Origin of the sequence: Micromonospora sp. NPDC049204, assembly GCF_040647935.1 — a bacterium.
Lineage (GTDB): Bacteria > Actinomycetota > Actinomycetes > Mycobacteriales > Micromonosporaceae > Micromonospora.
Map to the genome: position 1 here is coordinate 73,236 of NZ_JBEZDC010000012.1, position 20,455 is coordinate 93,690.

The 20,455-nt window shown below is 73.2% G+C and carries 22 protein-coding genes; 16 read left to right on the forward strand and 6 right to left on the reverse strand.

Annotated features, from left to right (window positions below; all coding sequences use genetic code 11):
• The first annotated feature begins 64 nt into the window (after positions 1-64).
• Positions 65-1,870, forward strand: a complete 1,806-nt coding sequence (locus tag AB0A90_RS22460) for an AAA family ATPase (protein ID WP_357251089.1) — start codon at positions 65-67, stop codon at positions 1,868-1,870.
• 56 nt (positions 1,871-1,926) lie between these two features.
• Entirely contained in the window at positions 1,927-2,853 is a 927-nt protein-coding gene (locus tag AB0A90_RS22465; RefSeq protein ID WP_357251092.1) for a DUF2567 domain-containing protein, read from the forward strand.
• Here AB0A90_RS22465 and AB0A90_RS22470 read toward each other — a convergent pair.
• Entirely contained in the window at positions 2,768-3,472 is a 705-nt protein-coding gene (locus tag AB0A90_RS22470) for an LON peptidase substrate-binding domain-containing protein (RefSeq protein ID WP_357251095.1), read from the reverse strand. The two genes, AB0A90_RS22465 and AB0A90_RS22470, sit on opposite strands and share 86 nt — an antisense overlap.
• A gap of 106 nt (positions 3,473-3,578) precedes the next feature.
• Between AB0A90_RS22470 and hisD the strand changes: the two genes are divergently transcribed.
• The 12 genes from hisD to hisF all read left to right on the forward strand — a co-directional run bounded on the left by hisD (position 3,579) and on the right by hisF (position 11,912).
• A complete protein-coding gene (gene hisD, locus AB0A90_RS22475; RefSeq protein ID WP_357251097.1) occupies positions 3,579-4,901 on the forward strand; it encodes a histidinol dehydrogenase in 1,323 nt (440 codons plus the stop codon).
• A 76-nt stretch (positions 4,902-4,977) separates the two neighbouring features.
• A complete protein-coding gene (locus AB0A90_RS22480; protein WP_357251100.1) occupies positions 4,978-6,066 on the forward strand; it encodes a histidinol-phosphate transaminase in 1,089 nt (362 codons plus the stop codon).
• A gap of 37 nt (positions 6,067-6,103) precedes the next feature.
• A complete protein-coding gene (hisB, locus tag AB0A90_RS22485; protein WP_357251103.1) occupies positions 6,104-6,715 on the forward strand; it encodes an imidazoleglycerol-phosphate dehydratase HisB in 612 nt (203 codons plus the stop codon).
• A gap of 58 nt (positions 6,716-6,773) precedes the next feature.
• Positions 6,774-6,947, forward strand: coding sequence for a hypothetical protein (locus tag AB0A90_RS22490; protein WP_357251106.1), 174 nt, complete (start codon positions 6,774-6,776; stop codon positions 6,945-6,947).
• Positions 6,944-7,576, forward strand: coding sequence for an imidazole glycerol phosphate synthase subunit HisH (hisH, locus tag AB0A90_RS22495; RefSeq protein WP_357251109.1), 633 nt, complete (start codon positions 6,944-6,946; stop codon positions 7,574-7,576). The genes AB0A90_RS22490 and hisH overlap by 4 nt, the downstream gene beginning before the upstream one ends.
• Positions 7,577-7,612: 36 nt before the next feature.
• A complete protein-coding gene (locus AB0A90_RS22500; RefSeq protein WP_355032713.1) occupies positions 7,613-7,936 on the forward strand; it encodes a hypothetical protein in 324 nt (107 codons plus the stop codon).
• Between the two features lie 14 nt (positions 7,937-7,950).
• Positions 7,951-8,676, forward strand: coding sequence for a bifunctional 1-(5-phosphoribosyl)-5-((5-phosphoribosylamino)methylideneamino)imidazole-4-carboxamide isomerase/phosphoribosylanthranilate isomerase PriA (gene priA, locus AB0A90_RS22505; protein ID WP_357251113.1), 726 nt, complete (start codon positions 7,951-7,953; stop codon positions 8,674-8,676).
• Positions 8,673-9,062, forward strand: a complete 390-nt coding sequence (locus tag AB0A90_RS22510) for a RidA family protein (RefSeq protein ID WP_357251115.1) — start codon at positions 8,673-8,675, stop codon at positions 9,060-9,062. The genes priA and AB0A90_RS22510 overlap by 4 nt, the downstream gene beginning before the upstream one ends.
• An 80-nt stretch (positions 9,063-9,142) precedes the next feature.
• Positions 9,143-9,589 carry a MarR family transcriptional regulator gene (locus AB0A90_RS22515; RefSeq protein ID WP_357251117.1) on the forward strand — a complete coding sequence of 149 codons (447 nt, stop codon included), beginning with the start codon at positions 9,143-9,145 and terminating at the stop codon, positions 9,587-9,589.
• A gap of 5 nt (positions 9,590-9,594) precedes the next feature.
• Positions 9,595-10,026 carry an organic hydroperoxide resistance protein gene (locus AB0A90_RS22520; RefSeq protein ID WP_357251120.1) on the forward strand — a complete coding sequence of 144 codons (432 nt, stop codon included), beginning with the start codon at positions 9,595-9,597 and terminating at the stop codon, positions 10,024-10,026.
• 46 nt (positions 10,027-10,072) lie between these two features.
• Positions 10,073-11,071, forward strand: a complete 999-nt coding sequence (locus AB0A90_RS22525) for an NADP-dependent oxidoreductase (protein ID WP_357251123.1) — start codon at positions 10,073-10,075, stop codon at positions 11,069-11,071.
• Between the two features lie 73 nt (positions 11,072-11,144).
• Complete coding sequence (gene hisF / locus AB0A90_RS22530; protein ID WP_357251126.1) at positions 11,145-11,912, forward strand: imidazole glycerol phosphate synthase subunit HisF; 768 nt, start codon at positions 11,145-11,147, stop codon at positions 11,910-11,912.
• Positions 11,913-11,917: 5 nt separating this feature from the next.
• On the opposite strand, the gene AB0A90_RS22535 is transcribed toward hisF, so the two are convergent.
• Complete coding sequence (locus AB0A90_RS22535) at positions 11,918-12,379, reverse strand: hypothetical protein (RefSeq protein ID WP_357251129.1); 462 nt, start codon at positions 12,377-12,379, stop codon at positions 11,918-11,920.
• A 102-nt stretch (positions 12,380-12,481) separates the two neighbouring features.
• Positions 12,482-13,153, reverse strand: coding sequence for a hypothetical protein (locus tag AB0A90_RS22540; RefSeq protein ID WP_357251132.1), 672 nt, complete (start codon positions 13,151-13,153; stop codon positions 12,482-12,484).
• Between the two features lie 59 nt (positions 13,154-13,212).
• Here AB0A90_RS22540 and AB0A90_RS22545 point away from each other — a divergent pair, with 59 nt between their 5' ends.
• Positions 13,213-14,670: a PLP-dependent aminotransferase family protein gene (locus tag AB0A90_RS22545; protein WP_357251135.1), complete on the forward strand. Its 1,458-nt coding sequence runs from the start codon at positions 13,213-13,215 to the stop codon at positions 14,668-14,670.
• A gap of 67 nt (positions 14,671-14,737) precedes the next feature.
• Here AB0A90_RS22545 and AB0A90_RS22550 read toward each other — a convergent pair whose 3' ends face one another.
• The 3 genes from AB0A90_RS22550 to AB0A90_RS22560 form a co-directional block, all read right to left on the reverse strand.
• Entirely contained in the window at positions 14,738-16,564 is a 1,827-nt protein-coding gene (locus AB0A90_RS22550) for a long-chain fatty acid--CoA ligase (protein ID WP_357251137.1), read from the reverse strand.
• Between the two features lie 126 nt (positions 16,565-16,690).
• Positions 16,691-17,566 carry a terpene synthase gene (locus tag AB0A90_RS22555; RefSeq protein ID WP_357251140.1) on the reverse strand — a complete coding sequence of 292 codons (876 nt, stop codon included), beginning with the start codon at positions 17,564-17,566 and terminating at the stop codon, positions 16,691-16,693.
• A 199-nt stretch (positions 17,567-17,765) separates the two neighbouring features.
• Positions 17,766-18,395: a TIGR03085 family metal-binding protein gene (locus AB0A90_RS22560; protein WP_357251143.1), complete on the reverse strand. Its 630-nt coding sequence runs from the start codon at positions 18,393-18,395 to the stop codon at positions 17,766-17,768.
• Between the two features lie 173 nt (positions 18,396-18,568).
• On the opposite strand from AB0A90_RS22560, the gene AB0A90_RS22565 reads away from it, so the two are divergent.
• Complete coding sequence (locus tag AB0A90_RS22565) at positions 18,569-20,452, forward strand: ABC transporter ATP-binding protein (protein ID WP_357251146.1); 1,884 nt, start codon at positions 18,569-18,571, stop codon at positions 20,450-20,452.
• The last annotated feature ends 3 nt before the right edge of the window (positions 20,453-20,455 follow it).

Here is a 20,455-nt window from a genome sequence, read left to right on the forward strand (position 1 = left end):
CTGGTGTGCGTTCTGAGGTGTGGTCCGAATAGGGTTTGCTTCGTAGCCTGTCAGACGGAGATCGATGGTGCTGGGAGGGCGGGCCGTGGAGGGCAGTGAGACCGGCTGGGGCCGGCCGGCCGAACCAGCGCCGCGGTGGCGCGCGTTGTTGGACCGCGCCCGGTTGGGCGGTCGTGGCGCGGAGCAGACCGAGCCGGAGCGGCGGGCCGACGAGGCGCCGCCGGACCCGCTGCCACGGCGTGCGGCCCCGAACGGGTACGCCGGGCGGGCACCGGCCGTCGGACAACCGGCGGCGTCGCCGTACGGCACGGACCCCGCCTACCGGGCCGAGGCGACCTACCGCGTCGACCCCGCCTATCGGGCCGAGCCGGCGTACCGGGCGGATCCCGCCTACGGGGCCGAGCCGGACTACCGCTCGGAGCCGGCGTACCGGAGCGAGCCGACCTATCGCGCCGAGCCTGACTATCGCGCCGAGCCTGACTATCGCGCCGAGCCTGGCTACCGCGCGGAGCCTGGCTACCGCGCGGAGCCGGAATTCCGCGCCGAGCCGACCTATCGGGCCGAGCCGGATTACCGGGCCGAGCCGGGTTATCGCCCCGAGCCGGGGTACCGGGCGGAGCCGGATTACCGCGCCGAGCCGGGTTACCGCCCCGAGCCGGGCTACCGGGCCGAGCCGGACTACCGCGCCGAGCCGGGTTATCGCCCCGAGCCGGACTACCGGGCCGAGCCGGCGTACCGGACCGAGCCGGGCTACCAGGCGGAACCGGCGTACCGGGCCGAGCCCGAGTCGCCGCCTCCCGCGCCCGACCCCGCCCAGTCCCGCTACGCGCTGCTGGACAACGGCTATCGGCAGGGTGACCCGCCGGCGGAGTCGCGGTACGCGCTGTTGGAGACCGGCTACCAGCCGGAGACCGGTTACCCGGTGGCCGCGCCGCCATCCGCACCTGTCACGCCCCCGCCTGCCCCGCCGGTCGTGCCGCCGCCCAGCCCGTCGGTCGGCTCGGCGGTCGCCGAACGCGCCTACCCGGCTCGGGTCGAGTGGCGTCCGCAGGGTGCCGACCCGGAGCAGGAGCGGGCCAACGGGGTGCTCCGCCGCGACCTGGGCACGCCCCGGGTGTTCGCCTTCGCCAACCCCAAGGGCGGGGTGCACAAGACCACCGCCACCGTGCTCGCCGCCGCCACCGTCGGCAGCGTGCGCGGGCAGGGCGTACTGGCCTGGGACGACAACGAGTTGCGCGGCACCCTCGGACTGCGCGCCGGCAGCGCCCGGCACGCCCGCACGATCCGGCACCTGGTGGCCGACCTGGCCCAGATCGAGATCCTGGAGGGCTCGACCCTGCTGGGTCGGCTCGACGACTACCTGCGGCACGCCTCCGACAGCTCGTACGACGTGCTGGCCGGCGAGGAGAGCCCGCGCTTCGCCCAGCGACTCGACCAGTTCACCGTCCGGCGGGTGTTGGAGCTGCTGCGGCGTACCCACGACGTGGTGTGCGTGGACACCGGCAACAACGTGGAGAGCCCCAACTGGCGCACGGTGATGCAGGCCGCGGACCAGCTGGTGGTGACCACGGTGCCCCGCGAGGACGCGGCGTTCAGCGCGGACTGGATGCTCGACCTGCTGCACGAGGAGGGCATGGGCGAGCTGGCGGACAACGCGATCACGCTCATCTCCTGCCCGACCCCGGGTCGCTCGCCACTTCAGGACGACCTGGAGCGGCACTTCGCCACCCGTACCCGGGGGGTTGCGGTGGTGCCGTACGACCCGGCGTTGGAGACCGGGTCGTCGATCGAGTACCACCAGCTCCAGCCGGAGACCCGCCAGGCGTGGCTGCGCGCCGCGGCGATGATGGTGGAGCCGTTCGCCCGGTGAGCTGGTCTGCCGCCACCGGGGCTCCGGCCCGACACCGGGCCTGAGAGGATCATCGGGTGAGCCCGGACAACCCCGACCGTGAGCGGCCCGCCGACGAGCCCGACCGACCCACGCCGCCCCGAGCGTCGGGCCCGACACCGTCGGTCGGTGAGTCGCCGTCAGCGGGCGAGCCGCCGCCGGTCGCCGAGCCACCGTCAGCGGGCGAGTCGAGGTCAGCGGGCGAACCACCGTCGGTCACCGAGCCACCGTCAGCGGGCGAGTCGCCGCTGGTGGGTGAGCAGTCGGCCGGCGCTGGCCCTTGGGGGGCGTACCAGAGCTCTCTGGAGCTCAGCTTCGACGAGCCGCGCCGCCCGCTGCGCGCCGCCGTGACGGTGCTGGGCACCGTGTTCGCGCTGGCCGTGCTGGGTGTGCCGTTCGGGCTGCTCTGGGCCGTGCTCGCGCCGGACACGCCGGTGGTCAAGACCGTCGAGGGGGCGATCTACGCCGATCCGCAACCGGAGCAGCCGATCGCCGCGGACGGGTGGTTCAGTCTGCTGGGGCTCGGCTTCGGGCTGCTGGTCGCGCTCGCCCTGTGGTTCGTGCTGCGGCGTCGGCGCGGTCCGGTGGGGCTGCTCGCCGCGGTGCTCGGCGCGTTGGTCGCCGCACCGGTGGCCTGGCAGGTGGGTCGGCGCGTCGGCCTGGCCACCTTCGACCGGCTGCTGGCCACCGCCCCGGCCGGGCAGGCCTTCACCAAACCCGCGGACCTGCGGGCCGGTGGGGTCGACTGGCTGCTCGGCGTGCTGCCGGTGCCGCACGGCAACCTGCTGCTGCCGGCGTTCGGTGCCGCGATCATGTACACCCTGCTGGCCGGCTGGTCGCGGTGGCCGGGGCTGCGCCCGGAGCCCGAGCCGGCCGATCTCAGTTGGGTGTCGGCGGGGACGCCAGCTCCGACAGCGGCACCGGCACCGCCCGCACCTGACGAAGCAGAGCCGCCTCGCGGTTGAGCAGCCGCAGCTCGGCGCGGAGCCGGGCGGCGGTGTCGTCGATGGCCAGCAGGCGCTGCCGGTCGTCGACGGTGAGCGCCGCGGTCGCCGCCACCAGGTGGGAGAGCACCGTGGGGTCCTCCGGCAGTTGCTCGGAGATCTCCTCCGGGTCGGAGCGGATCAGGCCGAGGTACTGCCGGAACACCGCGATCACCCGGGCGGCCAGCAGCTCGGCCACCTCGTCCGGCCCGGCCGGGTCGGGCAACCACTCCACGTCGGCGGTCAGGTAGGGCGCGGCGCTGTCGTCGACCTCGGCGATCCGGAAGCGACGCCGGCCGACCGTGACGATGTCGAAGCCCCCGTCGGCCAGCTCGGTCACCTGGCGCAGTTCGGCGGTGCAGCCCACCTCGTGCAGGGTGACGGCGCCGGCGCTCGGCGTGGCGTGGGCGCCGGGACCGGCGGGCGCGACCTCCCACCCGGCCTGGATGGCCACCACGCCGAACTCACGTGGCGCACCCTCGGGCAGGTCGACCAGGTGTCGCACCAGCGCCCGGTAGCGCTCCTCGAAGATGTGCAGCGGCAGCACCAAGCCGGGAAAGAGCACTGTTGCGAGCGGAAACACCGGCAGCCGTGCGGTCACATCGTCGAGCCTAACCAATCTCGCCCCCGGAGGCGTGGCCCGGCTCACCGTCCCGGCGGACGGGCGGCTCGGGTGCGCTCCGCGCCGGCCGCCTAGACTCGCAAGGGTGCTGAATCGGATCGACCTGCGCAACGGTCTCGGTGACCCGCGCCGCCTGCTGCCCCGTGCCCAGCTCGACGTCTCGGTTGCCGTCGAGCGGATCCGCCCTCTGGTGGAGGCGGTCCGCGAGCATGGATACCCGGCGATCCGGGAGGCCAGTGAGCGGTTCGACGGCATCTCCCCGGAGGTGCTGCGGGTGCCGGTCGAGGCGATCACCGAGGCCGAGGGGGTGCTCGACCCGGCCGTGCGCGCCGCGCTGCTGGAGTCGATCACCCGGGCCCGCCGGGTGCACGACGACCAGCGGCGCACCGACCACGTCACGCAGGTGGTGCCCGGCGGCACGGTCACCGAGCGCTGGCTGCCGGTCGACCGGGTCGGCCTCTACGTGCCCGGCGGCCTGGCGATGTACCCGTCGACGGTGGTGATGAACGTGGTGCCCGCCCAGGCGGCCGGGGTGCGGTCGCTGGTGGTGGTCAGCCCGCCGCAGAAGGACAACGGCGGCCTGCCCGACGCCCGGGTGCTCGCCGCGTGCGCGCTGCTCGGCGTCGACGAGGTGTACGCCGTGGGCGGAGCCCAGGCGGTGGCGATGCTGGCGTACGGCGCGGCGGTCGACCCGTTGGGTGAGCTGCGGTGCGACCCGGTCGACCTGATCACCGGCCCCGGCAACATCTGGGTGACCGCCGCCAAGCGGCTGCTGCGCGGCGTGGTCGGCATCGACGCCGAGGCCGGGCCGACCGAGATCGCCATCCTGGCCGACGACACGGCCGATCCGGCGCACGTCGCCGCCGACCTGATCAGTCAGGCCGAGCACGACCCGCTCGCCGCGAGTGTGCTGGTCACCCCGTCGCTGACGCTCGTCGAGTCGGTCGAGCGGGAGTTGGCCCGGCAGGTGCCGGCGACCAAGCACGCCGACCGGGTCACCACCGCGTTGACAGGTGAGCAGAGCGGCGTGGTCCTGGTCGACGACCTGGAGGCGGGGCTGCGGGTGGTCGACGCGTACGCGGCCGAGCACCTGGAGATCCAGACGGTCGACGCCCGGGAGTGGGCGCTGCGGGTCCGCAACGCGGGAGCGATCTTCGTAGGGGCCTGGTCGCCGGTGTCGCTCGGCGACTACTGCGCCGGGTCCAACCACGTGCTGCCCACCGGCGGCTGCGCCCGGCACTCCTCCGGGTTGTCGGTGCAGTCGTTCCTGCGCGGGGTGCACCTGATCGAATACACCGAGACCGCTCTACGGGAGGTGGCCCCACACGTGGTCACCCTGGCCAACGTGGAGGACCTGCCGGCGCACGGCCAGGCCGTCCAGGCGCGTTTCCCGGGAGGGACGGCGTGAGCGAGCGAAGCGAGCGAACCAGGTGGCTCAGTCGCCTGGTGCCTCACGCCGCCTCCTCGCGAAGCGGGGAGGCGGCGTGAGCAGCCTGGGGGAGCTGCCGATCCGCGACGACCTGCGGGGGCTGTCGCCGTACGGGGCGCCGCAGCTGGACGTGCCGGTGCGGCTGAACACCAACGAGAACTCCCACCCGGTGCCGGAGCCGGTGGTCGAGGCGATCGGCAAGGCCCTCGCGGCCGAGCTGCGCGAGTTGAACCGCTATCCGGACCGGGACGCGGTGGCGCTCCGCGCCGACCTGGCCGCATATCTCGGGCACGGGCTCACCGTCGAGCAGGTGTGGGCGGCCAACGGCTCCAACGAGATCCAGCAGCAGCTGTTGCAGGCGTTCGGTGGGCCGGGGCGCAGCGCGCTCGGGTTCGTTCCGGCGTACTCGATGCACCCGCTGCTGGCCCTCGGCACCGGCACCCGGTGGGTGCCCGCGCGGCGCGGCGTCGACTTCGGTCTGACCGTCGGGGAGGCGGTCGCCCAGGTCCGGGAGCACCGCCCCGACGTGGTGTTCCTCTGCTCGCCGAACAACCCCACCGGCACGGCACTGGACCCGGCGGTGATCGCCGGGGTGCTCGACGTCGCGCCGGGGATGGTGGTCGTCGACGAGGCGTACGCCGAGTTCGCCCGGCCCGGGACGGTCAGCGCCCTCGCGGTGCTGCCCGGCCACCCCCGGTTGGTGGTCACCCGGACGATGAGCAAGGCGTTCGGCTTCGCCGGCGGGCGGCTGGGTTACCTGGCCGCCGACCCCGCGGTGGTGCAGGCGGTGCAGCTCGTTCGACTGCCGTATCATCTGTCCACGCTGACCCAGGCCGCCGCCCGCGCTGCGGTGACCCACCGCGACACCCTCCTCGGTACGGTGAGCGCGATCATGGTGCAGCGGGATCGGATCGTGGCGACGCTGCGCGAGCGTGGGTTGCGGGTCGCCGACAGCGACGCCAACTTCGTGCTCTTCGAGGTGGGCGGCGACCAGACCACCGTCTGGCACGCCCTGCTGGCGCAGGGGGTGCTGGTCCGCGACGTGGGCCTGCCCGGCTGGCTGCGGGTGACCGCGGGCACCTCGGCCGAGACCGACGCCTTCCTTTCTGCAATGGAGACTGTGACGTGGGAGCGCGAGGAGTGAGCTTGCGAGCCCCGCAGTCGCGACCGAGAGGTAAGCAATGAGCCGGACCGCCCGGGTGGAGCGGATCACCAAGGAGACCAAGGTCCTCGTCGAGATCGACCTCGACGGCAACGGCGCCGCCGAGATCAGCACCGGGGTCGGCTTCTACGACCACATGCTGCACCAGATCGCCCGGCACGGCGGCTTCGACCTGACCGTACGCACGGTGGGTGACCTGGAGATCGACGCGCACCACACGATCGAGGACACCGCCCTGGCCCTGGGTGCCGCGTTCGACCAGGCGCTGGGCGACAAGGCCGGCATCCGGCGGTACGGTTCGGCGACCGTGCCGATGGACGAGGTGCTGGTCCGGGCCGCGGTGGACCTGTCCGGTCGGCCGTACGTGGTGCACGACGAGCCGGCGCTGGCCCCGTACATCGGGCCGGTCTACGCGACGAGCATGACCCGGCACATCTGGGAGTCCTTCGGCCAGGCGGCCCGGGTCACGTTGCACGTCGACGTGCTGCGGGCGGCGCGGCCGGGTGGTCACCCGGACGCGCACCACGTGGTGGAGGCGCAGTTCAAGGCGGTCTCCCGCGCGTTGCGCGAGGCCACCTCGATCGACCCACGGTCGGCGGGCGCGATCCCCAGCACGAAGGGCGCGCTCTGATGAGCGCGAGGAGTGCAGCGAAGCGGAGCCCCGCGGTCGCGATTCGAGGGTGGCTCTGATGGGTGCCGCGTTGCCGACGTTGCTGCTGATCCTGGCCGGGGTGCTGGTCGGTGGCACCTGGTCGCTTCACCGCCAGGGTGCGCCGAAGGTGGCGGTGCTGGTCACCGGGGTGCTCGCGGTGCTCGCCACGGTCGCCGGGGTGCTGCGGCTGCTGCCGGGGGGCGACGCGTGAGCGACGTGGTGGTGCTCGACTACGGCTCGGGCAACCTGCGCTCGGCGGAGCGGGCGTTGGTCGCCGCCGGCGCGGACGTCCGGGTGACCGACGATCTGGCTGCCGCGGCCGCCGCCGATGGTCTGGTGGTGCCGGGGGTGGGGGCGTACGCGGCGTGCATGGCCGGGATCGAGGCGCTCGGCGCCGGTCCGGTGATTGCCGAGCGGGTCGCCGCCGGCCGTCCGGTGCTCGGCATCTGTGTGGGTATGCAGGTGCTCTTCGAGCACGGCGACGAGCACGGCGTGGTGACCAAGGGGCTCGGGTTGCTGCCCGGCGGGGTGACCCGGCTGGCCGCCACCAGGCTGCCGCACATGGGCTGGAACACGGTCCGGGCGCCTGCGGAGTCGGTGCTGTTCGCCGGACTGACCGAGCAGAGCAGGTTCTACTTCGTCCACTCGTACGCGATGGGCGACCCGGCGGCGTTGGCCGCTGCCGGCGCCGTGGTGACCACCGCCCACCACGACACGGACTTCGTCGCCGCGGTGGAGCGGGGTCCGCTCTCGGCGGCCCAGTTCCATCCGGAGAAGTCCGCCGACACCGGTGCCGCGCTGCTGCGCAACTGGCTCGCCACGCTGCCCACCGGTGGCTGAGCGTCGGTGTCCGACGCCCGACTCGGGGGCGTCGCGGTGAGCCGGGAACGGGCCCGCCGGCGGGCGGAGCGGGAGGCGGAGCAGGCCCGGGAGCGGGCGGTACGGCAGCGTCGGGTGGCGCGCCGGCAGCGCCGTCGCGCGGTGGTCCGCCGGTTGACCCCTCGGCTGCGCCGGGGCCGCTCCGGGCGGCTGGCCCGGCACACCCGGGGTGAGCGGGCCGCCATCGTGCTGCTCACCGGTGCGGCGCTGATTCTGATCTGGTCGTTCGTCGACAACCTGGCGTTGCGGATCGCGCTGATCGTGTTGTTGCTGCTCGTACTGCCGGCGATCGTCGTGATCGCCCTGGACCGTCGTACCTGATCGAGGAGAAGACGTTGAGCCTCACCCTGTTACCCGCTGTGGATGTCGCCGACGGCCGGGCCGTCCGGCTCGTGCAGGGCGCCGTCGGAAGCGAGAGCATCTATGGCGAGCCGTTGGACGCGGCGCTGGCCTGGCAGCAGGACGGCGCGGAGTGGATCCACCTGGTCGACCTGGACGCGGCCTTCGGCCGGGGCACGAACGCGCACCTGCTCGCCGAGGTGGTGCGGCAGTTGGACGTGAAGGTGGAGCTCTCCGGCGGCATCCGGGACGACGAGTCGTTGCGGGCGGCGCTGGGCACCGGGGCGGCCCGGGTGAACATCGGCACCGCGGCGCTGGAGGACCCGGTGTGGTGTGACCGGGTGGTGGGGGAGTACGGCGACCGGGTCGCCATCGGGTTGGACGTGCGGGGTCACACCCTCTCCGCGCGGGGCTGGACGCGTGACGGCGGTGACCTGTACGAGGTGCTGGAGCGGCTGGACAAGGCCGGCGCGAGTCGGTACGTGGTCACCGACATCACCAAGGACGGCACCATGCGCGGTCCGAACCTGGACCTGTTGCGTGAGGTGTGTGCCCGCACCGACCGGCCGGTGATCGCTTCCGGCGGGGTGTCCACGCTTGACGACCTGCGGGCGTTGGCGAGCCTGGAGGCGATCGGGGTGGAGGGCGTGATCGCCGGTAAGGCGCTCTACGCGGGTGCCTTCACGGTGGCCGAGGCGCTGCGGACCCTGGCCGAGGTGTGACGGTCACCCGGCTCTCCTCGGGCGGCCCGTGGGAGCGGCACTACGGCTACTCGCGGGTGGTCCGGGCCGGCGATCGGGCCTTCACGGCCGGCTGCACGGCGACGGTGGACGGTCGGGTGGTGCACGTCGGTGACGCCGCCGCGCAGACCGCGCAGGCGCTGCGGATCGGGCTGGACGCGCTCGCCGAGGTGGGTGCGGAGCCGGGCGACGTGGTCCGGACCAGGATGTACGTGACCGACCGGCTGCACGCCGACGAGGTGGGCCGGGCGCACAACGCGGTCTTCGGCGCGGTGCGGCCGGCGGCGACGCTTGTGGTGGTGGCCGGTCTGTTGGACCCGGAGCACCTGGTCGAGGTGGAGTTGGAGGCGTACCTCGGCGATCGCTGAGGTACGCGCCCGGCCGGCCTACTGGCTGACCTGTGGCCCGATAGGTTGTGCACAACTTAATTGTGGGCTACGTTTCAGCGGTGACCGATGACCTGGTGTTGCGCCGGCAGGTGTGCTTCGCGCTCTACGCCGCGTCGCGCGCCCTGACCGACGTCTACCGGCCGATCCTCGACGAGGTCGGGCTGACCTACCCGCAGTACCTGGTGCTGTTGGTGCTCTGGGAGCGCCCCGACGACGCCCCCGCGGTGTCCGAGCTGGGCGCCGAGCTGCGACTGGACTCCGGCACGCTCTCTCCGCTGCTCAAGCGACTGGAGGGGGCGGGGCTGGTGGTGCGACAGCGGTCGGCTCGCGACGAGCGGCGGGTCGAGGTCGTCCTCACCGAGCAGGGGCGGGCGCTGCGCGAGCAGCTCTGCGAGGTCCCGCTGCGCATCGCGCAGGCCACCGGGCTGGGCCTCGGCGAGCTGGTCGCGTTGCGCGACACCCTCACCCGGGTCACCGAGACCATCCACCGACAGAAGGAGCAGTGACTCTCATGCAGGTTCTCTACACCGCGTCCGCGACCGCCAGCGGCGATGGCCGCGACGGCCACGTCGAGACCTCCGACGGCACTCTCGCGCTCGACCTGGCCGTGCCGAAGGAGATGGGTGGCGCCGGTGGGGCCGCCAACCCCGAGCAGCTCTTCGCCGCCGGCTACGCGGCCTGCTTCCACAGCGCCCTGCGCCTGGTGGGCCGCCGCGCCAAGGCCGACGTGAGCGACTCCGTCGTCGCCGCCGAGGTCGGCATCGGCCCGAACGGCAGTGGCGGGTTCGGGCTCACCGTACGGCTCGTCGTCGACCTGCCCGCCGTCTCCCGCGAGACCGCCGAGCAGATCGTCGAGCAGGCCCACCAGGTCTGCCCGTACTCCAACGCCACCCGCGGCAACATCGACGTCGCGCTGACCGTCCGGGAGACCCTGGCCGCGTGAGCTCGCGACCCAGGCCCCCATCCGCGGACGAGAGGACGACCACCCCGTGACCGGCAATCGTGAGATCCACCTGGCCAGCCGCCCGCAGGGCTGGCCCACCGAGGACACCTTCCGGCTCGTCGAGACCGACGTCCCGACGCCCGGACCGGGCCAGATCGTGGTCCGCAACCAGTTCCTGTCCGTCGACCCGTACATGCGTGGACGGATGAACGACGTCAAGTCGTACGTGCCGCCGTTCGCCCTCGACGCCCCGCTCGACGGTGCGGCGATCGGCGAGGTGGTGGCCAGCGAGTCGGCCGACGTCGCCGTCGGCACCACGGTCCTGCACGGGCTGGGCTGGCGGGAGTACGCGCTGCTCGACGCCAGCGCCGCCCGGCCGGTCGACCCGAGCCTGGCGCCGGTCAGCGCGTACCTCAGCGTGCTCGGCATGCCCGGGCTGACCGCGTACGCCGGTCTGCTGGAGGTCGCCGCGATGAAGCCCGGCGAGACGGTCTTCGTCTCCGCCGCGGCCGGCTCGGTCGGCAGCCTGGTGGGCCAGATCGCCAAGCTCAAGGGCGCGGGCCGGGTCATCGGCAGCGCCGGCTCGGCCGCGAAGGTCGAGCGGCTGCGGGCCCTGGGCTTCGACGCCGCCTTCGACTACCACGACGGGCCGGTCCGTGAGTCGTTGCGGGCGGCCGCCCCGGACGGCGTCGACGTCTACTTCGACAACGTCGGCGGCGACCACCTGGAGGCGGCGATCTCGGCCATGAACCTGCACGGCCGGGCCGCGATCTGCGGCATGATCTCGCAGTACAACGCCACCGAACCGCCGGCCGCGCCGCGCAACCTGGCGCTGGTCATCGGCAAGCGGCTCACCCTGCGCGGCTTCCTGGTCAACGACCACAACAACGTGCGGGCGGAGTTCGTCCGTGACGTCGCCGGCTGGCTGCGCGAGGGCACGCTGTCCTACGACGAGACGGTCGTCGACGGCATCGAGAACGCCCCGGCGGCGTTCCTCGGCCTGCTGCGCGGCGAGAACCTGGGCAAGATGCTCGTTCGTGTCTGATCGGCACGGGGTGCGCGGCGGTCGGCCCGGTCGGGTCGGCCGCCGCGCCTCGCGCGGAGGATAGGGTGGCGGCATGACGGTGGCGGTACGGGTGATCCCCTGTCTCGACGTGGACGCCGGGCGGGTGGTCAAGGGCGTCAACTTCCTCGACCTGCGCGACGCCGGTGACCCGGTGGAGTTGGCCGCCGCGTACGACCGGGCCGGTGCGGACGAGCTGACCTTCCTCGACGTCACCGCGTCCTCCAGCGACCGGGGCACCATGCTCGACGTGGTGCGCCGCACCGCCGAGTCGGTCTTCATCCCGCTGACCGTCGGGGGTGGGGTCCGGCAGGTCGCCGACGTCGACACGCTGCTGCGCGCGGGCGCGGACAAGGTCGGCGTGAACACCGCCGCCATCGCCCGGCCGGAGTTGATCGCCGAGATCGCCGACCGGTTCGGCCGGCAGGTGCTCGTGCTCTCCCTCGACGTGCGCCGGGCGCCGACCGACGTCACCCCCAGCGGGTTCGAGGTCACCACGCACGGCGGCCGGCGGGGCACGGGCATCGACGCGGTGTGGTGGGCGCAGCGGGGGGCCGAGCTGGGCGCGGGGGAGATCCTGCTCAACTCGATGGACGCCGACGGCACCAAGGCCGGGTTCGACCTGGAGCTGATCGCCGCGGTACGGGCGATCGTGGACGTGCCGGTGGTGGCCAGCGGGGGTGCCGGCGAGGTGGCCCACTTTCCGCCCGCGATCGGCGCGGGCGCGGACGCGGTGCTCGCCGCCAGTGTCTTCCACTTCGGCGAGCTGACCGTGGCCGAGGTCAAGGACGCGCTGCGGGACAGCGGTCACCCGGTGCGCTGAGCCGGTCAGTGCCCCCCGGAGTGCCCCTCGGGTGACCGGCGCGGCGTGGGGATCGAGCGGACGGCGTACTCCTGGACGGCCGCGGCGTGGTCGGCCTCGTCCAGGCTCCAGTCGGCACTGCCGGGCGCGTGTCGGCGGGTCAGCACGCCCTGCACGGTGTCCACCATGGTCGCCACGCCGGCGCGCGGGCGGCTGCGCCAGAGCTGCTCACCCTCGGCGGTGATCCGGAACCAGCCGTCGACGACACTTACCAACCCGGCCCCGACCAGCCGCTGGACGGCGGCCTCCACCTCGTGCCGCTGCGGAATCGCGTGGTTGAGGTGGTCGGCGGTGGAGAGCACATCGGTGAGGCGGACACCCTCCGGCCGGCGACTCGTCGCCGACCGACGGTGCCGGCCGGCTCCGCTCGCGATCACCAGCGACACGAAGATCCAGGCGTCCGTCCAGCGCCAACCGTTCTCCCCCATGCAGAGATGATGACGGCGCGCGTCGCGGAAGGGAACACCCACCCTCCCATCCGGTACGTGGCACCACCACCACGTACCGGTTCGCGGACGGTCGGTGAGGATTCAGCCGGCGGGGGTGGCCGGCGCGGCGTTACCGGGCGGGGGCGCGGCGCTGTCCGGCGCGGTGCCCTCCGGCACGGCGAACAGCGGGATGAAGAACTGGGCCAACGGCCCGATGGCCAGCGCGTACGCGACGGTGCCCACACCGACCGTGCCGCCGAGGAGCCAGCCGAGCGCCAGCACGGTGACCTCGATGACGGTGCGCACCAGCCGGACCGAGCGGCCGGGGCGGCGGGCCACGTACCCGGTCATCAGGCCGTCGCGGGGGCCGGGCCCCAGCCGGGCGCCGAGGTAGAGGGCGGTGGCGGCGCCGTTGGCGACGATCCCGGTGACCAGCATCGCGATCCGGACGCCGAGCGGGCCACCCGCGGGCAGCAGGGCCAGGGTGGCGTCGACGACCAGGCCGATCACCACGACGTTGCTGACCGTGCCGAGGCCGGGCCGCTGCCGCAGGGGGATCCAGAGCAGCAGCACCAGCGCGCCGACGGCGATGGTGACGGTGCCGAAGGAGAGGCCGGTCAGTTTGGACAGCCCCTGGTGGAACACGTCCCAGGGGTCGAGGCCCAGGTGGGAGCGGATCATCAGGGCCATGCTGGCGCCGTAGAGGGCGAGCCCGAGGTAGAGCTGGACCAGCCGCCGGACCGGCCGCTGCCGCAGATTGCCAATCAGTGCCATGCATGCCACTGTAGGTGCCAATCCTCGTCGAGGAAGAAGCCAATATTCGAGGAGTGGTCATGACTGGGCAGGTGCGCGGTGTCCAATTGGCCCGTCTGCTCGGTCAGTGGCATGCCCTGCCGGGCCGACGGCGCAGCCCCGACTACGCGGCTCTGGCCGGCGCGGTGCGCGGCCTGCTCGCCGACGGCCGGTTGCCGCTGGGCGTCCGGCTTCCGGCCGAACGGGAGCTGGCCGAGGCGCTGCGGATCAGCCGGACCACGGTCACCGCCGCGTACCGGCAACTGCGGGAGACCGGGCACCTGGCCAGCCGCCGCGGCGCCGGCAGTTGGACGATGCTGCCCGGCAACCACCGGGTCGCCAGCACCGGCCTGTGGACCCCGCTCGACGACCGGGACATGCTCGACCTCGGCGTCGCCGCGCTGGCCGCCCCGCCGCAACTCCTCACGGCCGCCCGGGCGGCCACCGAGGATCTGCCCCGATACCTGGGCGGGGCCGGTTACCACCCGACCGGCATCATCGAGCTGCGCGAGGCGGTGGCCGGCGCGTACACGGCTCGGGGTCTGCCGACGTCGGCCGACCAGATCATGGTCACCAGCGGCACCCAGCACGCCCTGGACCTGGTGTTGCGACTCGCGCTGGCCCCCGGCGGCAACGTCCTGGTCGAGTCCCCGACCTATCCCAACGCCCTCGCCGCGCTGGCCGGGCGACGCGCCCGGATCACCACCCACGGCCTGGCCACCGACGGCGGTGGTTGGGAGCCCGACCTGCTGCTGGGCAGTCTCCGGCAGACCCGGCCCATGCTGGCCTACCTGATCCCGGAGTTCCAGAATCCGACGGGGCACCTGATGCCCGCCGGACTTCGTGAGCGGGTGGTGGCCGCCGCCCACGCGGTCGGCACCGACCTGATCGTCGACGAGTCCTTCGTGGACCTCGCGCTGGACGGCACCGAGGTGCCGCCCCCGGTCGCCGTCTACGACCGGCACAGTCGGGTGATCAGCATCGGGGGGATGAGCAAGTCCTACTGGGGTGGCCTGCGGATCGGTTGGGTGCGCGCCTCCGCGCCCCAGGTGCAGCGGCTGGCCGCCGTCCGGGTCGGGGTGGACATGGCCAGTCCGGTGCTGGACCAACTGGTCGCGGTGCACCTGCTCGCCGACGCCGACGCGATCGTCGCCGACCGCCGCGTCCAGTTGACCGGCCAGCGCGACGCCCTGCTCGGCGCGTTGGCGCACCGGCTGCCGGACTGGCGGGTCACCGTGCCACGGGGTGGCGTGACGCTCTGGGCCGAGCTGGACGGCCCGGTCTCCAGCGCGCTGGCGCGGGCCGCCGAGGAGGTCGGCGTGCGGCTGGCGCCCGGCCCCCGGTTCGGCCTGGACGGCACGCTGGAACGCTTCCTGCGGCTGCCGTTCACCCTGCCCGCCGCTGACCTGGTGGAGGCCGTCGGGCGGATCGCCGCGGTCCGCTACGACCTGGACCGGACCGGACCGCAGCGGTGGCGGGAGCCGGCCGTCATCGCCTGAGCGCCGCGCTGCCACGAACGCCGGTGGCCCCGCACCCGAGCGTGGGTGCGGGGCCACCGGCGACGCGTCACAGCTCGGCGAGGGTGCCGGCGTACATCTTGTCGATCTCGCCCGCGAAGTTGCTCTCCACGCTACGCCGCTTGATCTTCAACGACGGGGTGATCTCGCCGTCCTCGATCGTCAGGTCGCGCGGCAGGATGGCCACCTTCTTGATCGTCTCCCAGCGGTTGAGCTTGGCGTTGAGCTGGGCGACGTACTCCTCGACCATCGTCTGGGCCTCGGCCGACGTGACGATCTCGGTGTAGCTGCGCCCTTCGAGCGGGCCGCCGGCGACCCAGCCGCGGATCGCATCCGGGTCCAGGGTGACAAGCATCGTGCAGAAGTTGCGCGCCTGACCGACGACGACCGCCTGCGAGGTGTACGGGCAGATGGCCTTGAACATCCCCTCGATGTGCGAGGGCGCGATGTACTTGCCGCCCGAGGTCTTGACCAGTTCCTTCTTGCGGTCGGTGATCCGTAGGTAGCCCTGCTCGTCGAGCATGCCGATGTCACCGGTACGGAAGAAGCCGTCCTCGGTGAACGCGGCGGCGGTCTCCTCCGGCAGGTTGTGGTAGCCGCGCATCACCGGCCGACCCCGCACCAGGATCTCCCCGTCGGTCTCGATCCGGCACTCCAGGTCGCCCATCGCCCGGCCCACGGTGCCGATCCGCAGACCCGTCGGCGTGTTGACGAAGCTGCCGGCGCTGGTCTCGGTCAGCCCGTAGCCCTCGGAGATCGGCAGGTTCGCCGCGGCGAAGAAGGTCGCGATCTCCGGGCTGAGCGGAGCGGCGCCGGACACCAGCACCCGTATCCGGCCGCCCAGACGGGCCTGGAGCTTGCTGAACACCAGCTTGTCGGCGATCCCGTAGCGCAGCTTCAGCCCACCCGGCACCGGCTTGCCGGCCTGCTCCAGGGTCACTTTCTCCTTGCCGACGCCGACGGCCCAGGCGAAGATCTTCGCCTTCGCGCCGCCGGCGCCCTGCGCGGTGGTCACGGCCTTGTTGTAGACCTTCTCGAACACGCGGGGAGCGCCGCACATCAGCGTCGGACGGATCACCGAGAGCAGATCGACGAGCCGGTCCACCCGCCCGTCGACGTAGGTGGGCAGGCCGACGTGGATGGCGCCGCAGAGCAGGGTCTTGCCGAACGAGTGGGCGAGCGGCAGCCACAGGTACTGCAGGTCGTCGTCGCGTATCAGCTCGCCCGCGGTCTGCGCCACGGCTTGCCAGCACCAGCCGCCGTGCAGCAGCTCGACGCCCTTGGGTTGGCCGGTGGTGCCGGAGGTGTAGATCAGCGTGGCCAGGTGGTCCGGGCCGATGCCGGCCACCAACATGTCGATCAGCTCCGGCTCGGCGGCCAGCGCCTGGGTGCCGCGCTCCTCCAGGTCGGCGAGCGTCAACTGCGCGATCGGGGCGTTCGGATCGACGGCGCCGTCGAGGAGCACCACGTGGGTGAGCGCGGGCAGGGTCGCCCCGGCGATCTTCGCCGCCTGGGCCGGGTTCTCCGCGAACAGCACCTTCGACCCGGAGTCGGCGACGATGTACGTCGCGTCGGCCGGCTCGGTGGTCGGGTAGACGGTGGTGGTCGCGCCGCCGGCACACATGATGCCGAGGTCGGCGATCACCCATTCCAGCCGGGTGTTGGCGAGGATCGCGACCGGGTCCTCCTGGCCGACGCCCAGGCCGTGCAGACCGGCGGCGACCGCCTTGGCGCGCTGGCCGACCTGCGCCCAGGTCAACCAGACCGGCCCCGAGTCGTCGGCGTTCGGGGACGCGAACGCGTGCCGGTCGGGGGTGGCCGCCACGCGCTTGAGAAACATGTCCGGGATGGAACGGTACGGTACATCGAGAGCCATCGCTGTAGCCGCCTTCGGGGGTGGTGACGTGACGGTCGTCACGTCATGATGGTTACCGAAGAGTATTGCCTGGCGCGGTGCGGCGGCTAGTCCGGGTGATCGTCCGGCCGAACTGGTACGGGCGAATCAGGCGTACCGGTCGGCGACGACTGACCAGTCGTAGGTGGCGCGGACCCAGTTTCGCCGTGCCGCGAGCGCGTGGCGCATGCCGTCGTCCCCGTCGGCCAGCAGCGCCTTCTCGACATCCAGGTACGCGGCCAGCCCCTGGTTGAACTGGTCCGCCGCGGCCCGCAGCGCGCTCGCCTCATCCGCGCCGCTGGCGCGGGCGAGCACCGTCACCAGGTTGTGCGCGTCCGGGTCGACCTGACTCTCCTTGCCGTAGGAGAAGAGGTCGTTGCACCAGCACACCAGGTCGACCGCCAGCAGATCCAGGGTGACCAGCGCCGGATGGGCGTGCTGGGCCGACCCGAGTGGCTGGGCCGCCGCCAGGTCGGTGAGTGTGAGGCACGGGCGTACGCCACCGATGTGCCGCCGCAGTTGGACGTACTCCGCCGCCTCGGGTACCCGCCGACGCTCCCGGTTGGCAGCCTCCCAGAGCAACGCCAGCAGGTACTCCCGCATCTGGCTGACGAACCGCAACAGCAGGGCCGGATTGTCGTGCAGCCGGGTGCGGCGGCACAGGTCGTGCAGCGCGTCACCGAGCGGCCCGACGGCGGGCGGTACGACGTCCGGGTCTCCGCAGCGGTCCAGCACGTCGATCAGGGTGCTGATCGCCGGCCCCAGCCGGGCCGGGTCGGCGCCGAGGCCGTCCTCGTCGCAGGCGTCATCCATCACGAAGAGCCAGCTGATCAGGTCGGTGAGCAGGCGCAACCCGTCCACCGACCCGTCCGGGCAGGCTCGGCCGGACAGGCCGGCGGCGTCGGCCCGTTGCAGCCGACGCACGCGCTGGCCGGAATCGACCAGCCCGAACGTGCGCGCCCACTCGACGCTCTCGCTCCCCACCTGCTCGGCGGCCGCGTGGCGCCCCGCACGAAATGGAGGCTCCCGCAGCGCCGAAATCGCAAAATTCCGCACAGTGCGCCCCCACTTCGTACCGCCCGGCGCGGAGCGGCGCGGTGAAGAGTACGGGAGGGGACATCAGCGTGTTTCGCTGGGTGTGCGCAACGCCACACTTGACTTGTGACCGCTTCAGCTCAGGGAGTCACATGCCCAGCTTGGCGGCGCGTAGCCGACGCGCGGCGTCCGTCGGCCCGTCCAGTTGGACCTTCGCCACCCGCTGCCGGCCGGACAGGAACAGGACCAGTTCGGCGGGGGCGCCGACCAACCGCAGCGGCTCCCCACCCCGGCCGACGGAGATCTCGCCGTGGCCGGGCGCCTGCACGTACAGGTCCGCCGGGAAGCGGCGCAGGGCCAGCCGGGCCAGCGGGGCGGCACGTTTCCACAGGGCGCTCTGCAGGCCGGCGGGCAGGTCGCGCCGTTGCCATCCGGAGCTGGCCCGCCGCACGTCCTCGTGATGGATGAAGAACTCCATCGTGTTGGCCAACTCGTCGGTCAGGGGGTTGCTGACCGGGCTCCACAGCGGCGGCCGTCGTACCTGCGCCACCAGCTCCGGGTAGGGCCGCGCGGCGAGTCGGCGACGCACCCGTTCGGCGTAGCCGCGCAGCGGCGGCAGCATGATCCCACCGGCGGCGTCCGGGCGGCGTTCCCGTAGCACCAGGTGCGCGGCGAGGTCACGGGTCGCCCACCCCTCGTTGATCGTCGGGGCGTCCGGCCCGAGGGCCAGCAGGAGATCGGCCAGCGCCTCGCGCTCGGCTCGGGCGTACCGCGGCATGCGCCGATCGTAGGCCCGCTGGCTCGTCGGCGCGCGACACCGGCCGCCGGCCCGTCGCCGGCCGCTCGTCGTCACCCGGTACGTGACGGTCGACATATCCGGTCCGGGTCGGCGGCGCTGGCCCGGACCGGTAAGGATGAGGGAGATAATTGCGGCTTACGGCGGGGGAAAGCGTGGCGAGCAAGACAAGTCGGGATGTGCTCAGCCGAGGGCTGGGCGTCCTGCGGCAGGCGATCCGCGAGCAGCCCCGGATCTTCACGGTCGCGGTCGTCGGCAGCGTGCTGTTCGGCGGGATGATCATCGTCAGCGCGCGGGTCGTCGGGACGGTCATCGGTGAGGTGGCGCTTCCGGCCATCGAACGCGGCGAGGTGGGCGCCGGCACCCTGGCGCTGGCCGCGGCCGCGTTGTTCGGGATCAGTGTGCTGCGCGTGGCGGGCATCTTCGGCCGCCGGCTCGGCGCCGGCTACATGCAGTACCGCCTCCAGGCCTCCTACCGCCGCCGGGTCACCCGTCGCTACCTGGAGCTGCCGCTGTCCTGGCACCACCGCAACTCCACCGGCACCCTGCTGTCCAACGCCAACTCGGACGTGGAGGCGGCCTGGTACCCGATCGCGCCGCTGCCGTTCGCCGTCGGCACCTTGGTGATGCTCGTCGGCGCGATCGTGTCGCTCTTCGCCACCGACTGGGCGCTGGCCCTCGTCGGGCTCGCGGTCTTCCCCGCGCTGTTCGCCCTCAACGTCGTCTACTCCCGCCGGATGGCACCCCGCCAGGCCCGGGCGCAGCGGCTGCGCGCCGAGGTCAGCGGGATCGCCCACGAGAGCTTCGACGGCGCCCTGGTGGTCAAGACGATGGGCCGCGAGGCCCAGGAGACCGCCCGGTTCGCGGGCCGCGCCGGTGAGCTGCGCGACTCGCTGATCGCGGTCGGCCGGCTGCGCGGCATCTTCGACCCGCTGCTGGAGACGCTGCCCAGCCTCGGCACCCTCGCCGTCCTGGTGGTCGGGGCGTTCCGGCTGCGCCAGGGCGCCATCAGCGTCACCGAGCTGGTCAGCGTCGCCTTCCTCTTCACCGTGCTGGCCTTCCCGGTCCGGGCCATCGGGTGGGTCCTGGCCGAGCTGCCGCGCAGCGTCGCCGGCTGGGACCGGGTGCGCCGGGTACTCGACGCCACCGGCGAGATGCCGTACGGCCAGCGCGTGCTCGACCCGGCCAGCTCCGGCCCGGCCACCCTCACCTTCAGCGACGTGCACTTCTCCTACCCGCCGGCCGAGGCGCACGAGGTCGGCGCACAGGTCCTCGGTGAGGTCGGCTTCACGGTGCCGGCCGGTCGGACGGTGGCCCTGGTCGGGCCCACCGGCGCCGGCAAGTCCACGATCGCCTCGCTGGCGGTACGCCTCGTCGACCCGGACTCCGGCACCGTCGCCCTGGACGGGGTGGACGTGCGCGAGCTGACCGCCGCCTCGCTGGCCGGCACGGTGGCGCTGGTCGCCCAGGTGCCGTTCGTCTTCGACGACTCGGTACGCGCCAACATCGCCCTCGACCGGCCGGGCATCGACGACGAGGCGGTCTGGGCGGCGCTGCGGCTGGCCGAGGCGGACGGGTTCGTCGCCGCGCTGCCCGACGGTCTGGACACCATGGTCGGCGAGCGGGGCACGTCGCTCTCCGGCGGGCAGCGGCAGCGGCTCACCCTGGCCCGTGCGCTGGCCGGCCGGCCGCGCCTGCTGGTGCTCGACGACGCGACGAGCGCGGTCGATCCGCGGGTGGAGGCGGCCATCCTGGCCGGGCTGCGATCGTCGACCGCCGAGCCGGGGGTGCCGGTCGCGTCGATCCTCGTGGTGGCGTACCGCCGGGCGACCATCGCGCTCGCCGACGAGGTCATCTACGTGGAGCAGGGACGCGTGCTCGCCCGGGGCACGCACAGCGAGTTGCTGGCCACCGTGCCCGGCTACGTCGACCTGGTCACCGCCTACGAGCAGGCGGAGGTCGAGCGCGCGCAGGAGAGCGCGTACGGCGACGAGGTCGTGCCGCTGCCCTCGGGCCTGGAGATCGAGGTGGACCGGTGAGCG

What these genes read in the sequence shown, in the direction of transcription:
- AB0A90_RS22460 (WP_357251089.1), top strand. Translation starts at nt 65, where the DNA reads ATGGTGCTGGGAGGGCGGGCCGTGGAGGGCAGTGAGACCGGCTGGGGC.
- hisB (WP_357251103.1), top strand. Translation starts at nt 6,104, where the DNA reads ATGAGCCGGACCGCCCGGGTGGAGCGGATCACCAAGGAGACCAAGGTC.
- AB0A90_RS22490 (WP_357251106.1), top strand. Translation starts at nt 6,774, where the DNA reads ATGGGTGCCGCGTTGCCGACGTTGCTGCTGATCCTGGCCGGGGTGCTG.
- AB0A90_RS22520 (WP_357251120.1), top strand. Translation starts at nt 9,595, where the DNA reads ATGCAGGTTCTCTACACCGCGTCCGCGACCGCCAGCGGCGATGGCCGC.
- hisF (WP_357251126.1), top strand. Translation starts at nt 11,145, where the DNA reads ATGACGGTGGCGGTACGGGTGATCCCCTGTCTCGACGTGGACGCCGGG.
- AB0A90_RS22535 (WP_357251129.1), bottom strand. Translation starts at nt 12,379, where the DNA reads ATGGGGGAGAACGGTTGGCGCTGGACGGACGCCTGGATCTTCGTGTCG.
- AB0A90_RS22540 (WP_357251132.1), bottom strand. Translation starts at nt 13,153, where the DNA reads ATGGCACTGATTGGCAATCTGCGGCAGCGGCCGGTCCGGCGGCTGGTC.
- AB0A90_RS22545 (WP_357251135.1), top strand. Translation starts at nt 13,213, where the DNA reads ATGACTGGGCAGGTGCGCGGTGTCCAATTGGCCCGTCTGCTCGGTCAG.
- AB0A90_RS22550 (WP_357251137.1), bottom strand. Translation starts at nt 16,564, where the DNA reads ATGGCTCTCGATGTACCGTACCGTTCCATCCCGGACATGTTTCTCAAG.
- AB0A90_RS22560 (WP_357251143.1), bottom strand. Translation starts at nt 18,395, where the DNA reads ATGCCGCGGTACGCCCGAGCCGAGCGCGAGGCGCTGGCCGATCTCCTG.